This window comes from Vagococcus penaei (assembly GCF_001998885.1).
GTDB lineage: Bacteria > Bacillota > Bacilli > Lactobacillales > Vagococcaceae > Vagococcus > Vagococcus penaei.
Genome location: NZ_CP019609.1, coordinates 591,242 through 605,751 on the forward strand (window position 1 = coordinate 591,242; position 14,510 = coordinate 605,751).

A 14,510-nucleotide genomic window follows, 5' to 3' on the forward strand; every position below is an offset into this window, starting at 1 on the left:
TTAGTTGACCTCCGTAATATGAATCCGGTAACTTTCCATGTTGATATTTGCCAATAACTGATCACATAGCTGATTCGCTGCGATTTCAACTTCTTCTATCGATGTTCCAGCCAACTCAAAATCAAATTGTTTACCAAGTTTCAACTTTTCAATTTGACCGAAACCTAAACGATTCATAGCTTTTGTGATAACCTCAACTTGTGGATCTAAGATTGACTCTTTATAACTAACATAGACATTAACATGATACATATTTATCGCTCCTTTATTAGTGGTTATAATTTTTATATTTTATCGATTAGTTAAACGTTCTAAAACAGTGGTATAGACTGGTACTAATTCCCCTAAGTCCTTACGAAAAATATCTTTATCGAGAGAATGACCTGTTTCATTATCCCAAAGTCGACAAGTATCAGGAGAAATTTCATCTGATAAAAGAATATCTCCGGTTATTGTTCGACCAAATTCGATTTTAAAATCAACTAGTGTAATACCAATAGATTGAAAAAGAGTAATTAAAGCAGTATTAATTTTTAAAGCCTCTGCTTTAATTCGGTCTAGTTCACTTGCAGTTGCGAGTTCTAAGAAATAAATATGCTCATCATTAATGAAGGGGTCATCTAATTCATCATTTTTATAATAAAATTCGATAATCGGTGTCGGTAATTTTGTCCCTTCTTGGATTCCTAAACGCTTTGTAAAACTACCTGTCGCATTATTACGAACAACAACTTCTAATGGAATGATTGTAACTTTCTCAACAAGTTGTTCACTATCTGAAATTTTTTTAATAAAATGATGTGTAATGCCAGCCTCAGTTAAATAATCAAAAATCTCTGATGTGATTAAATTATTTAACCGTCCTTTACCAAGAATATTTGTCTTTTTTTTGCCATTTAACGCAGTCGCTTGATCTAAATATTCTAACCTTAAAACATTCGGTTCATTTGTTAAATGTACACGTTTTGCTTTTCCTTCATATAAAATAATTGAATCCAACATTTTTTCCTCCTAAATATCACACTTTTTTTAACATAAAACAAAAATAGTTCGTATCTGTTGCATTCATATTATTATGATTAAATGGGCAAGTCAACCATTTATTGATTAATTAATAATTTCTAATCTAAAATGTTCGTTTTTTAACGCAAACAAAGCGATTTAAACACAAAAAAATAGTTCTTGATATAAAATATCACGAACTATTTTCAGATTATTTTAAACCGACACGATTAAAAATTGTATCAACTTCTTTTAAATGATAGTTATAGTCAAATGCATCATCTAAATCTTCTAAACTTAGAACAGACATAATCTTTTCATCTGCTTCTAATAATGGGCGGAAAGCTGTTTGATGATCCCAAGCATACGCTGTTTTTGGTTGAACTAAGTCATAAGCTTCTTCGCGACTCATTCCTTGGTCAATCAATTTCAATAAAACACGTTGACTATAAATTAAGCCGAACGTTGCATTCATATTTCGCTTCATATTTTCAGGGAACACTGTCAACTGTTTCACGATTGTTGAAAAACGATTTAACATATAATTTAATAAAATTGTTGCATCAGGAATGATAATCCGTTCAGCAGATGAGTGCGAAATATCCCGTTCATGCCATAAACTAACATTCTCATAAGCAGTAACCATATAACCTCTTAGAACACGAGCTAGTCCCGACATATTTTCTGAACCAATCGGGTTACGTTTATGAGGCATTGCGGATGATCCTTTTTGACCTTTTGCAAAAAATTCTTCCACTTCACGCGTTTCAGATTTTTGTAATCCACGAATTTCAGTCGCAAACTTTTCAATACTGGTTCCAATTAAAGCAATTGTCGCTAAATACTCTGCATGTAAGTCACGTGGTAACACTTGCGTCGAAATTTCTTGCGCACGTATTCCTAATTTTTCACAAACAAAAGCTTCAACTGCGGGTGGTGTATTGGCAAATGTCCCTACAGCCCCACTAATTTTCCCAGCTTCAACACCCTTTGCTGCTGCATCAAAGCGCTCAATATTGCGTTTCATTTCGGAGTACCATAGTGCTAATTTCAAGCCAAAAGTCGTTGGCTCTGCATGAACTCCATGCGTACGTCCCATCATAACTGTATATTTATGCTCTTCTGCTTTTTCACCAATAATCGTTAAGAAATTTTGTAAATCGTGTCTTAAAATGTCATTAGCTTGTTTTAATAAGTAGCCATATGCAGTATCAACAACATCGGTACTTGTTAACCCATAATGAACCCACTTCCGCTCATCACCTAAACTTTCGGAAACGGCTCGAGTAAACGCCACGACATCATGCCGCGTTTCTTGCTCAATTTCTAAAATACGTGCTACATCAAATGATGCATTTTCACGAATTTTTTGTGCATCTTCTTGCGGTATTTCGCCTAGAGATGCCCAAGCTTCATCAGCTAGAATTTCGACTTCCAACCACGCTTGGTAACGATTTTCATCTGTCCAAATATGTCCCATCTCTGGGCGAGTGTAACGTTCAATCATGTTTTAAGATTCCTTTCTTATTTCCAAATAGTCGTCCCATTTACGTCATTTATCATATCATGAATTGTTCCTGATATCACGGTTATATGACCCATTTTTCGACCTTTTTTTTCTGTATCTTTTCCGTAAAAATGAAATGACCAGTCTGGCTTTTCAGTCACATATTGATAGGTCTTAGTTTGTTGATTGCCAATCAAATTAACCATAACTGCCTCACTTAACAAGCGAACCATTGGCAATGACCAGCCACAAATACCTCGAATATGCAAATCAAATTGACTCATATTACACGCTTCTATGGAATAATGACCAGAATTATGTGGTCGCGGAGCTAATTCATTAATTAAAATATCACCTGTTTCAGTTAAAAATAATTCAATCGCCATTGTGCCAACTAATTGAACTTTTTTGGCTAAATCTAAAGCTAAAATCTGGCACGTTTCACTAATATCAACTGATACCTGAGCTGGTGCCGTCGTTAAGTGTAAAATATTTTGTTGATGTTGATTTTCCACAACAGGAAAAACACGGTATTCACCTTGTATATTACCCGATACAATTACTGATAGTTCTTTGGAAAAACTAATCCATTTTTCTAAAACACACGGTCCATGAGCGAGTAATTTTTGCGCAGCTTCCTGATCTAAGTCCGAACATAAAACGACTTGTCCTTTGCCATCATAGCCACCCGTTGTAGTCTTTAATACGCAAGGATACGTTAAACGATTACACGCTAATCTTAAAGTCTCAGGACTTGTCACAACTTGATATGGTGCAATTGGAAAATGATGCGCCGTTAAAAATTTTTTCTCTAACAAACGATTTTGACAAATTTTTAGTAAATCAGTGCCTTGAGGTAAATAAATCTCAGCTAACTGGGATAAACTTGCTGCATCAATATTTTCAAATTCATAAGTAACAACGTCACATTGTTTAGCTAATTTTCTCAAACTGTCTAAATCATTGTATTCCGCTTGAATAAAATCATCAGCTACTTGACTGGCCGGGCAATTAGTAACAGGATCGAGAATACAGACTTTAAATCCCATTTTTTTAGCACTTTGCGCCATCATCTGACCTAATTGACCTCCACCAATAATGCCAATCACTTGACCAGGTAAAATTGTTTTAATCAAAATAAGCCTCACTTTCGGCAACTTTTTGAGCCATTTTTTCGCGATATGCCGTTAGTAATGAAACTAAATTTGGTTGAACTAGGCTTAATATTTGGATGGCTAATAACCCAGCATTTTTAGCACCTGCTTCACCAATAGCTGTAGTTGCAACTGGAATTCCTCCTGGCATTTGGACAATTGATAATAAAGAATCCATACCATTTAACTGGCGACTACTAACCGGTACACCAATGACAGGTAGCGTTGTTTTCGATGCGACCATACCTGGTAAATGGGCCGCTCCACCCGCACCAGCAATAATGACTTTTATCCCTTTAACTCGGGCTTCTTCTGAAAACTTAAACATATCATCAGGTGTCCGATGAGCTGAAATTATTTTTCGTTCGTATGTTACGTTAAATTCCTCCAGAATTTCACAGGCATTTTTCATTGTTTCCCAATCTGATATACTACCCATAATGACTGATACATCCATAAAAAGAAACATCCTCTCGTTTTTGTTAATTTTAACAATCAAACGACAGGATGTCAAAGGTTATACGAATAAACACATATTATATGCTGTTAATGTTCGCTTTTAATAATAATCGTGTAGCGCTTTTTTATAATTATCATAGTAACCCATATAACGTTGGTGATTATCTTCATTATAAAAAATGCGTTTTTGATTAGTAAATAAGTGAGTTACAGGTGGATCAATTAAACTAATTGCACCAAAACTAGGCTCTGAATAAAGAGACTGAATACATGTTTTACCAAAAATATCTGCTGCCATTGTCGCTAAAATATCATGATTAAAAAAACCACCATTAATCGATAAATCTCTCGGTTCTAACTGGATTAACTCTGAAATAAAGTAGGCATTGAATAGAATCCCTTCCATAACACTACGAGCTAAATCGACTTTTTCATGTTGATTAGTTAAACCTTTAAATGAAGCCGTTACGGTTGAATCCCATAATGGTGCTCGCTCACCACATAAAAATGGAAAGAAAAGAACACCCCGACTACCTAACGGCGATTCAGTCACAATATGATTTAACTCTTTAAACAATTGTTGTTTTCCGTAAAAAACCCGATCTGCCCACTCTAGGACATGGCCACCATTATTCGTCGCCCCGCCAATGACCCAATAATCTTTAGTTAAATAATAACAAAATGTTTGACCATTATCATCTAGTTCAATTTGTCTTGAAAGTTTTCGAACGGCACCACTTGTTCCAAGCGTTAGTGTATTTGCTGTCCCATTTGCTAAATAACTTGCATAACTAGCTAAACAGCCATCACTAGCACCAACATAAACTTTGACATCTTGAGAAATGAATAACTCATCAGCTAAACTTGGTTTAATGCGGTACCAACGATCAGTATCAACTGGTTTGGCTAATTCTTTACTGGTAATATCTAGATAATCTAAAATATCCTGATCCCATTCTTTTTTATGAATATTAAATAAACCTGTGGCAGAGGCAACTGAATAATCAATGACACACTGACCAGTAAAAGCTTCCATTAAATATTCTTTGATGCCAAGCCATTTAGTGACATCTTTAAACCACGGCTTACTTTTGAAATGCGCAATTTTGGCAAATGGTGACATTTCGTGAATCGGTGTTCCGGTTGCTTGATAAAAAGTTTCGGCTAGTTTTTCCTGTTTAAATTGGTTAACAAAAGCAGTACTTTGATAATCTTGCCAAATTAATAATTCTTGATCAGTTTGCGTGTCATAAATTGGCATGATACTGTGCATAGCTGTACTAAAAACAATCGCACTAATATCATAACCTTTTTGCGTCACGGAACGAATTAAACGCTGACATTGAACTAAAATACGTTCCGGATTTTGATAAATTTTACCCAAAGAACCGTAATGAGTCTCGATTGGTACTGATAAGTTATCAACTAGTTGATGCCCTTCAAATATGTGGCATTTCAAATTAGTTGTTCCTACATCAATTGCTAATGTATACATATGACACCATCTTTCTTTCACACTTGACTACTGTTTAAATTATATCAATTTCATTGATAAGAGCAAGAACTTAGTCACACTTTTAAGTGTTCATTTAGTCTACTGGTGACTAGAGGGATAAAAGGATCTCTAATTAAGTATATCAAAAAAGTTGATTTAAGTTCGACTAACCTGAACTTAAATCAACTTTGTAAAGAAATAAACTAATGTAATTCTTTATTTAACCTAATCACCCATAACAACAACATGACATTTTCGATTTCTTGAACGATTTTGATCAAAATCAACGAAATAAATGTACCCAACACTTCCCGTTTGAATTGAAGACTCTTTCACTGCAAAACTTTCACTTGCACCAAAGAATGATGCTCTAATATGTGCATCGCCATTAAGAATTGTACCTGGATCACAAGGATAATTCGGATCATTTAAAGACATTAAAAAGTCTAAATGCTTTTCTCCTGGATAACGATAATTAGTATTTTCAGATAATTCACGTGGTACAATATTGTCTAAAATGCGATTTAAATCTACTTGTAAAAATTCATCGCCATTAAAATCTAAATCATGAACAAATTCTTCAAAAATAACTGAACATGTTGTATGAGGTGATTGCACTAGACAAATTCCATCTTTAATTCCACTATCTTTAACAATTTTTTTAACTTCATCTGTAATATTAAGATAACTAACACGTCCCCCATGACTAGTTACATTAAGTTCTTGAGTGTAAACGGCCACTTAAATCCCTCCATTTTTAAATAGTGCAGTCTTTTCAATCATCTCAGTCAAAATTTGTTGTGGATTTTCAGCACAAACAATGCCACTCGTTCCACCAGTACCTTCAGCTCCAAGTTTAAAAGCCCTCTCAACATCGGCAACTGTACTAATTCCTGCTGCTTGCAATACTTGCGTTTGTGGTGAAATCTCTTTAATCAATTTTTGCGTATCAATCATGTAGTTATCGTCACTAGTCTGACCTGTTCCAATTAACTCATTTGGCTCACAAACCATTACATCAGGTTTTAGTGAAGCGATAGCTTTCACCTCTTCATACGAATTAGCACAAACGATTGTTAAGATATTATAATTCCTAGCAAATTCCATTGCCTTAACTAGTTCACTTAGCGTCATGGCATGTTCTGCATGATTTAAGAATGTTGCTTGAACACCAACAGAGGCTAATGCTTCAGGTAAAATATGCCCCATTCCCCTGCCTAGACTAAATCCATCCAAATGCTGTGCCGTTACAAATAATTTGGGACATTGTTGCTTAATCATTGCTAAATCAATATGCTGTGCTGTAAATAAAATATCTAGATCATACCTCGTAGCGAGGTCATTAGCAACTTTAGCTAAATCGAGTAATTTATCTCCATACAAATACGCTTTAGGATTGACCACGAAAAATGGTGCTCGTAATGTTTGTTTCATCTTTACACCTCTTTTGTTTCAAATACTTGATAATAATGACTTAATGTTTTTTCAATTGCCTGATTAGCAACAGCCTTAACTTGTAAATAATCAGTTGGTTGCTCACTAGTAATTGCCTCAAACGCACTGTTAATAAAATCAGTAAAGATATTAATTTTTTCAATTCCCGTAACAGCACAACGCTTAAGATTCTCATCACCTGATGATGATCCCCCATGTAATACAAGTGGAATATCAACTTGTTTTGCGATGTCAATTAAACGGTCAAAATTAATTTTTGGCTCACCTTTATAAGCACCATGAGCAGTTCCAATCGAGATTGCTAAAGAATCAACCTGTGTTTCCTCAACAAAAGTAACTGCATCTGACACTTCTGTATAAATAGAATCTTTAACTTCATGATTTTCATAATTCACACCTGATCCAACATGACCAATTTCTGCTTCGACCGCAACATTTTTTCCTTTCGCCATTGCGACTACTTTTTTTGTTAATGCAACGTTCTCAGCAAAAGTACTTTCTGATTTATCAATCATGACGGACGTAAAATCTAGATCAATTGCTCGTTCAATGACTGATAATGTTTGGCCATGGTCCAAATGTAAAACGACAGGAACAGTAGCTTTTTCAGCTAAATATTTTCCAATTAAAGCGCCTTCTTCTAAACTAATCATATCTAAATGTGCTTCCGCTAAAGCTAAAATTAATGGTTTATTTTCACGTTCAGCTACAGCAACGTAACTTCTTGCAGAATCTAAATCAAAGAAATTACATGCTGGAATCGCATATTGCTCTTCACGAGCTTTTTTAAATAATTCTTTTGAGTTAACTAATACCATTGGTAAACGCCCCTATCCCTTGATTTTCTTAGCGACTTCTTTCCACATATCATCTACGCCAACGTTAGTTAGCAATGGTACTCCCATGATCACTTTATCTTTAATTTTATCTGGTACAATCGTTGTACTAATCACCACATCGTAGTTATCAATTTTATTCATTTCATCAGCAACTTTTGATTGAAATAGCTGAACATCATTTTCCAAACCATTTTCTTTCAACCACGTTTTGACTTTTCCAGTCACAATTGTTGATGTTGCAACACCAGTTCCACACATAATTAGCATTTTTTTCATTATAATCTCTCCAATATTCGTTATTTTTTTAGTTATTTTTTACTTTCTTAGGTAATACTTTATTAACGTAAATCATGCCTGCTAAAACAATTACTGCAATAATGAGTAAACCACCCCAACTAAAGAGTTTAGTCAAGCCTACATAGGCTAACGTGGTCCACAATCCACCTTCTGCTAAAGCTGTAATACTTGAATTACCATTTAAATCAAAGTTTGCCGCTTTGGCAGCAATCGTTACAAGTGGAGCTACCCATGAAGTCACATACAAAATTGTTGTCATATAAATTGTTCCTGCAATTACTGTTCGAACAATATTACCATTAAAAACAGCAGCCATTAAACAAACTAAAAATGGAATAGTTGCTAAATCACCAAACGGTAAAGTCGTATTTCCAGGAAGAATAACGGCTAATAAAATAGTGATTGGTACTAATAATAATGATGATGAAAGAACTGCTGGATGCCCTACTGATAATGCTGCGTCCATACCTATATATAACTCTCGACCAGGAAAACGCTTTTGAACAAAGGCATTAGCCGCTTCTGATATTGGTGTTAGGCCTTCCATTAATAATGCAACCATTCTTGGCATCAATACCATAACTGCACCAGTTTTAACAGCTAATTGACCCACACCTGCAACATCATAACCAGCTAAAATACCAATAACTAAACCAATTAAAAAGCCCATAACTGTTGAATCGCCAAAAACCCCAAATTTCTTTTGAATTGTTTCTGGATCAGCTTTCCAATTTTTTATTCCAGGTAAACGATCAAATAACCAATTGAATGGTAAAGCAAAAATAAAACCAGGAATAGCTGTTCCATGTGGAAATGTGATATTTGGGAAACCATAGAATTTTTTAATGATTGGACCTAAAATATCTGCGAATAATAACATCATCATTAAATAAATGACTGCTGCAAATAGTCCCATACCAAAATTACCAGTTAAAGCATAAATTAATGAAGCAACAAACGCTGCATGCCAGAAATTCCAAACATCTATATTCAATGTTTTAGTTAAACCTAAAATAATTAAAATGATATTCAAAATCACTCCAATCGGAATCGTCAACGTACCTAATATTGTTCCGTAAGAAATTGCTGCAGCTGCTGGCCAACCGACATCAATTGTCGTTAAACTCAGGCCAAATCGTTCAACCATCGCCTGTGCAGCTGTTCCTAAACTTGTACTTAATAAATCAATGACTAAATTTAAACCTACAAAACCAACACCAACTGTTAATGCTGACTGAAAAGCTTTAGCTGGTTTAGCACCTAATACCATACCAAAAATAAAAATTAAAATAGGTAAAACAACGATTGATCCCAAATCAACAAACTTTTGTAATAAATCTAACATTATTAAATCCTCCTATTTAATTATTAAGCCCGATTCCATAAGAACGCTTTCAACTTCTTGACTTGACGTAGCTGTAACTAAACTCGTCATATGCATTTCATTTTGAAACATTTCAATTAGTTTTTGCAGAATATCAAGTTGCTCATGAGCTTCTTTCAATGCCAGCATAAAAACTTGATTCACTTTTATTTCTGTTGTACTATTCCCCATTTCTTTAAAAATAACAGGTTCTTTTAATGAAACATAAGCAATTTGTGACTTATTAACGAAAATGGAATCTGTATGCGGAATTGCAACACCAAAACCGTTAATTGATAACCCTGTAGGAAATTGACGTTCTCTTTCAACAATTTTTTGAAAAAATTCAGGTTTAACTAAATTTTTATTAAATAATTTATCAGTTAAAAATTTAAATACATCTTCTTGTGACACTAAATTTTCACCCAAAAAAATTAATTTTTCATTAAACACTTGCATTCTTCCTTTCTCTCAATAGCTTTTTTTTAAATTCTTCAAAACTTGAACTAGCACTAATTGTTTCGATTTGTTTAGAAGATTCAATCACTTCTTGAATCTCTTCAATAATATTCTTTGCGTAAAAAACATCCTCTTCTTTAATAGCTAAAAATAAAATCAATGAGACCTTGTTATATCCCCAAGATATCGGTTTTTTTAAAGTAATAAACATTACCGTACTAACTTTTACTAAATATGGTGGCACGTGAGGTATTGCAATTCCAGTATTTAAACTAGTATATCCTAATAACTCACGTTTATTTAATTCACTACTAATATCACTATAACTTAATTCCTTTTGACTAAACGTCGTCGCAAGGAACTTGAAGACTTCCTCTTTGGTTTTTAAATTTTGTTTTAGAAAAACATGATCTTGATTCACAAACCGTGATAAAATACTCTCTTTTAGCGTATTCATTTGAGTAAACTTCATACGCTTAACCTCAATATCAAATAACGTCTGAACAACATGTTTGATTTCAGTGTCTGACGGTAAAATCGAGACATAACAAATCGGATAATTACTGTTCTCAATTTTCACTGACGAAACAACTAAATCAATTTTTTCATGCTCTAAATGATTAAGTTGGTCTGCAGTTATTAACTCAATAATAGTATGTTTAGGTAGTACTTGATTTAATTTATTGTAAATCAATTCAGAAGTTAAAAGCCCTTGCTTACAGACAATATAAACGTGTTTAGCATCAATTTCAGATTCAATCGCTGCTTCAAAATGAATTGTCAAAAATGCATTCTCATCTTCATTAAGTATAATGCCAAATGCTTTTTCCAAATGACTAACTGCTATACTAACTAATTGAAACACAGAAGAATATTGTTTTTTTATCTGATTAACAATAGGATTTTTAATGTAAACATTGTTTTGTAAACGCTTAACCATCGGCGTAATATGCTTTATCAATGATTTTTTCAACTTATCATGTTTTCTTAAATCAATATCAAGATAAGTTGACATATTCGCAATTAACTCCTCTACAAGTAGTTCAATTTGTTGGTTAGTGGTTTCTAAAAAAGTGTTTGTAAATTCAAAACCATGCATAACTAATAAATGACATATTTTTTGCACATCTTGTTGACTAGTTTCTAAATCATACTTATTTTTTAGTAATCTAGAAAATTCTAAAACATATACATACCACTCAATCTGCTCTAATTGTGTTGCAGAAAAATTTAAAATACATTTACTATTAAAATATTCTAAACGACTTTGACTTAATAAATAAAAATAAATAGATAATATCAATGAGTTTAAGTGATGATTTTGTAATGTTGCAGCATGATTAATATAATTTTTTTCACAAAACTCTTGAATACTTAAAAATAAACTATAATAATAATTTTCATTTTTCACTTCTGAATATAGTTTAAAATAATTATCAAAAACCAGAACATTTTTTTCTGCCCGATCTAAAATAATTTTTTTAACCACCATAGCCAATTTATCTTGTCCATCAATCTTGTCTGCAAAATCAATATGACCCTGCTTAGACATATGAATACCATTTTTTTCTAAAAGTCTAACAACCCGAGCATTATCTTTTTGAATAGTTATTTCAGTGACATAAAAAATATCTGCATAATCACTAATTTTAGCTATTTTACCGTTAATTAATAATTCCAATAATAAATAAATTTCTCTAAATTCTTTTGAATACTTTGTTTCTTCGCTAATAACATCTTTTAAATGATCAACTAAATGATTATTAGGATCATTTAATTTAATTCCATGTCGAGGATATCGAACAATTAATTCTTCTTGATAGACAGTTACAAGTTTCTTAGCTAATGAATCACATATTTGATAAATTGTTTTTGAAGAATACCCCATTTCCTGAGAAAAAAATTTTGCAGGTTGATAAGAATTTTGTCTCGATAGTAACCAAAGCAACTTTTTTCATTTTCTGTCAAATTCAATTGAACCCCTTCCCCTCATAAGTCATTCATCTGACACCCATAGTATACTGTATGTTTTATAACTTATCCGATATGATTTTTCCACATTAATGTGGAACCACTTACATAAAACATATAGAATAAGCTTTACTCAACAAAATTTCTAAAAATTATAAGTTTTATTCCAGCCTAAATAAAAATAAACATATTCAAACTGAAATTTAATTTAAAAATTAAAACATTTAATATAAATCAACTAATATAATATACTCATGAGTATATTGCAACCTGAACTATAAGTTTTTACTGAATTCTAGTTAGAATCATTTGCTCTGATATTACTACCCTATGACAAAAAAATATAAGACATACAATTCACCGTATCGTATGTCTTATATTTTTAATATTTATGCTTTTTTAATCCGAATATAAACTAAACTACTTATCGATATGACTACAATAAATGCACCCACATCAATCACTTTTTGTCGCAGTATACCACCTGTATCTGGTAGCAAACCTTCCATCTCTTGATAAGTATTGATAATAATCGTACCACCTACCTCTGTCTCATACTCATCAACTGGCAATTCTTTAACTGTATATTTATACTCGTTATTGTTTTCATCATAAGTCAGTAACGAATCAAATTCATATGTCCATTTATTTTGAATCTGGTTTAATAGTTGTTTGTTTCAACTCTTCACCATTTTGCTCTAAAATTACCGTAATTGAATCCGGTCTCGTGTTATTAGCGTTATCAGAATCAATATATTTTTTCACCACTATTTTCCTTAATTCTATATTAACAATACTCGTTCCATCATACCTTGTAGTATAGCTCTGGAACAGAGTCTTCTTTCACAGTATACTGATATTTATTACCATTATTATCATAAACTGGTAATTTATCAAAACGATTTTCCAGTTAGATGACTCGGTGACTACTTGTTTTTGATAAAATTGACCATTTCGTAATAAATTAATAACGATACTAGTTGGTCGATCGCGTCCAGGCATCGTAAATAAAGCTTTATATTAGCTATTACCAACTGAAACTCCCGTAAAACCAACATCAGTATTCCAAAAGTCACTAGATAATTTATAAAAAACTAGTTAAACCTTTTGCTCAGCAGGCAAATTTTTAGAAAGTCCTAAACGTAGTTGTTTAAAAGGTTTATTTCGTCCTGCTAACCCACTTTGATCAAGATAAGCAATATTTCGAGATTGATTGTAATCAATGTAAACGTTAAAAACATTCTGCTGATCAGGTAAATCATAAGTAATCGTGTCAGTTGTCGTTAATAGTTATTGTGACAAATCATCTAAAAAAGACTAATCGTTAAATGCCTGACGCATACTTTCCAAATCGTTAATATACTCCATTAAATTAATATTCGTGTAATTTTCATTAGTATTTCGTCTCATAACTGCTTGCATATCAGATAAGGTAAAATTTTTTAAAATATAGCTAGCATTTAAATTATTAGTTGCCTCCACTTGCCAAGCAACAATTTGTTCTGAAAACATAAAGAGTTGCTTATAACCCTTACTTGTAGTCCTATCTCCAAAAAAGATTGGTCGCTGAGTGCTTGGTTTTGACAAAACACGCATTCCATTCTGTTGTACTCGAATTGCCCCCATATGCATGATATCAATAATATGTTTTGCAGTATCTGTGTTGACTTAGTCTTCTAAGTTTGACTTATAACCGTTTCCCGTAACTAGGGAGTGAAAAATATCAATACAAATCGCAATTAAGTTGGGATCGTAATTACCATAACGTGATTCACGTCCATAAAAATAATAGGGTGAACCTATACTAAGTATATCACCACGATAATGAGGATTTTTAGATTTAATATTATTAGAGTTCAGCCTAATAATAAAATTTAATGCCATCGTTGTAATATCATATTCCCAATAGTTTGCAGCTTTTATCTCTTTAGTGTAATCAAGTCCCTCTGTTTTCCACCAAAAAAGCCTGGTGTTGAGGGTTTTACAGTAAACAAGTAATTAACCTGATACCCAAATGTTAGTTCTTTTTTACCAATCTCTTGTTCACGATTTAATTTGACTAACGCAAAAAAAGATAGCTCCTGTTTTTTGTTGGATCATCTAAATGAATTCTAGCCGTTATTTTTTAATCACCAGTCGTTGTCGTTTCTAACCGACCAACTTCTTCATTATCTTGATTAACAATTGGCATCGGATCATTTGTCATACTAACCAGTTCAGTTGGGTAACTGATACTCATACTGATTTTCATCAGAACTCAGTGCATTACTCGGTATACTAAGGATTATAGTCATTTGAATGGGTAACCCAATTTGATACGTATCAATTTTTATTCTAGGCAAGTCGGCTAACTCTACTCGCTTGGTTAAGTCATTAAAAGACTGTTCTTCTGCTAATACAATCGTTAATTGTTTTAAAAATAGTACCTCAATCACACAAAATAAAATAAACAACTAACAACTTGTTATATAATAGTCGGATTTACTCTTCATAGAATATCTCCTTTACT

At 32.8% G+C, this 14,510-nt stretch carries 17 protein-coding genes and 2 pseudogenes; all 19 read right to left on the reverse strand.

All coding sequences use genetic code 11. From position 1 onward, the window contains the following. The gene (gene purS, locus BW732_RS02790; protein WP_077275364.1) at positions 1-252 is read right to left on the reverse strand and encodes a phosphoribosylformylglycinamidine synthase subunit PurS; all 252 of its coding nucleotides are present in this window, start codon (positions 250-252) and stop codon (positions 1-3) included. Between the two features lie 39 nt (positions 253-291). Further along, a complete protein-coding gene (purC, locus tag BW732_RS02795; RefSeq protein WP_077275365.1) occupies positions 292-1,002 on the reverse strand; it encodes a phosphoribosylaminoimidazolesuccinocarboxamide synthase in 711 nt (236 codons plus the stop codon). Between the two features lie 211 nt (positions 1,003-1,213). Continuing rightward, on the reverse strand, positions 1,214-2,509 hold the full coding sequence (gene purB, locus BW732_RS02800) for an adenylosuccinate lyase (protein WP_077275366.1): 1,296 nt from the start codon (positions 2,507-2,509) through the stop codon (positions 1,214-1,216). 17 nt (positions 2,510-2,526) lie between these two features. Next, complete coding sequence (gene purK, locus BW732_RS02805; protein WP_077275367.1) at positions 2,527-3,645, reverse strand: 5-(carboxyamino)imidazole ribonucleotide synthase; 1,119 nt, start codon at positions 3,643-3,645, stop codon at positions 2,527-2,529. Next, positions 3,638-4,120: a 5-(carboxyamino)imidazole ribonucleotide mutase gene (gene purE / locus BW732_RS02810; RefSeq protein ID WP_077275368.1), complete on the reverse strand. Its 483-nt coding sequence runs from the start codon at positions 4,118-4,120 to the stop codon at positions 3,638-3,640. The genes purK and purE overlap by 8 nt, the downstream gene beginning before the upstream one ends. 102 nt (positions 4,121-4,222) lie before the next feature. After that, a complete protein-coding gene (locus BW732_RS02815; protein ID WP_077275369.1) occupies positions 4,223-5,617 on the reverse strand; it encodes a gluconokinase in 1,395 nt (464 codons plus the stop codon). A 225-nt stretch (positions 5,618-5,842) separates the two neighbouring features. After that, entirely contained in the window at positions 5,843-6,358 is a 516-nt protein-coding gene (locus BW732_RS02820) for a YjbQ family protein (protein WP_077275370.1), read from the reverse strand. Continuing rightward, entirely contained in the window at positions 6,359-7,051 is a 693-nt protein-coding gene (locus tag BW732_RS02825) for a triose-phosphate isomerase (protein ID WP_077275371.1), read from the reverse strand. 2 nt (positions 7,052-7,053) lie between these two features. Next, positions 7,054-7,890, reverse strand: coding sequence for a class II fructose-bisphosphate aldolase (locus BW732_RS02830; RefSeq protein WP_077275372.1), 837 nt, complete (start codon positions 7,888-7,890; stop codon positions 7,054-7,056). Positions 7,891-7,902: 12 nt separating this feature from the next. Continuing rightward, positions 7,903-8,187: a PTS sugar transporter subunit IIB gene (locus BW732_RS02835; protein ID WP_077275373.1), complete on the reverse strand. Its 285-nt coding sequence runs from the start codon at positions 8,185-8,187 to the stop codon at positions 7,903-7,905. A gap of 28 nt (positions 8,188-8,215) precedes the next feature. Then, on the reverse strand, positions 8,216-9,553 hold the full coding sequence (locus BW732_RS02840) for a PTS galactitol transporter subunit IIC (protein WP_077275374.1): 1,338 nt from the start codon (positions 9,551-9,553) through the stop codon (positions 8,216-8,218). A gap of 12 nt (positions 9,554-9,565) precedes the next feature. Next, complete coding sequence (locus tag BW732_RS02845; protein WP_228414963.1) at positions 9,566-10,024, reverse strand: PTS sugar transporter subunit IIA; 459 nt, start codon at positions 10,022-10,024, stop codon at positions 9,566-9,568. Further along, the gene (locus BW732_RS02850; RefSeq protein ID WP_228414964.1) at positions 10,017-11,918 is read right to left on the reverse strand and encodes a BglG family transcription antiterminator; all 1,902 of its coding nucleotides are present in this window, start codon (positions 11,916-11,918) and stop codon (positions 10,017-10,019) included. The genes BW732_RS02845 and BW732_RS02850 overlap by 8 nt, the downstream gene beginning before the upstream one ends. Positions 11,919-12,390: 472 nt before the next feature. Next, positions 12,391-12,573, reverse strand: coding sequence for a hypothetical protein (locus BW732_RS02855; RefSeq protein ID WP_237301598.1), 183 nt, complete (start codon positions 12,571-12,573; stop codon positions 12,391-12,393). A gap of 6 nt (positions 12,574-12,579) precedes the next feature. Continuing rightward, a pseudogene (locus tag BW732_RS11750) lies at positions 12,580-12,657 on the reverse strand (Cna B-type domain-containing protein); the annotation flags it as partial. Then, on the reverse strand, positions 12,647-12,766 hold the full coding sequence (locus tag BW732_RS11515) for a Cna B-type domain-containing protein (RefSeq protein WP_228414965.1): 120 nt from the start codon (positions 12,764-12,766) through the stop codon (positions 12,647-12,649). The gene BW732_RS11515 and the pseudogene BW732_RS11750, both read right to left, overlap by 11 nt. Positions 12,767-12,806: 40 nt before the next feature. Continuing rightward, positions 12,807-13,003: pseudogene (locus tag BW732_RS11755) on the reverse strand (Cna B-type domain-containing protein). Positions 13,004-13,318: 315 nt separating this feature from the next. Continuing rightward, complete coding sequence (locus BW732_RS02865; protein ID WP_228414966.1) at positions 13,319-13,588, reverse strand: hypothetical protein; 270 nt, start codon at positions 13,586-13,588, stop codon at positions 13,319-13,321. Between the two features lie 629 nt (positions 13,589-14,217). Further along, positions 14,218-14,454: a hypothetical protein gene (locus BW732_RS11310; RefSeq protein WP_126844187.1), complete on the reverse strand. Its 237-nt coding sequence runs from the start codon at positions 14,452-14,454 to the stop codon at positions 14,218-14,220. Positions 14,455-14,510 lie beyond the last annotated feature (56 nt).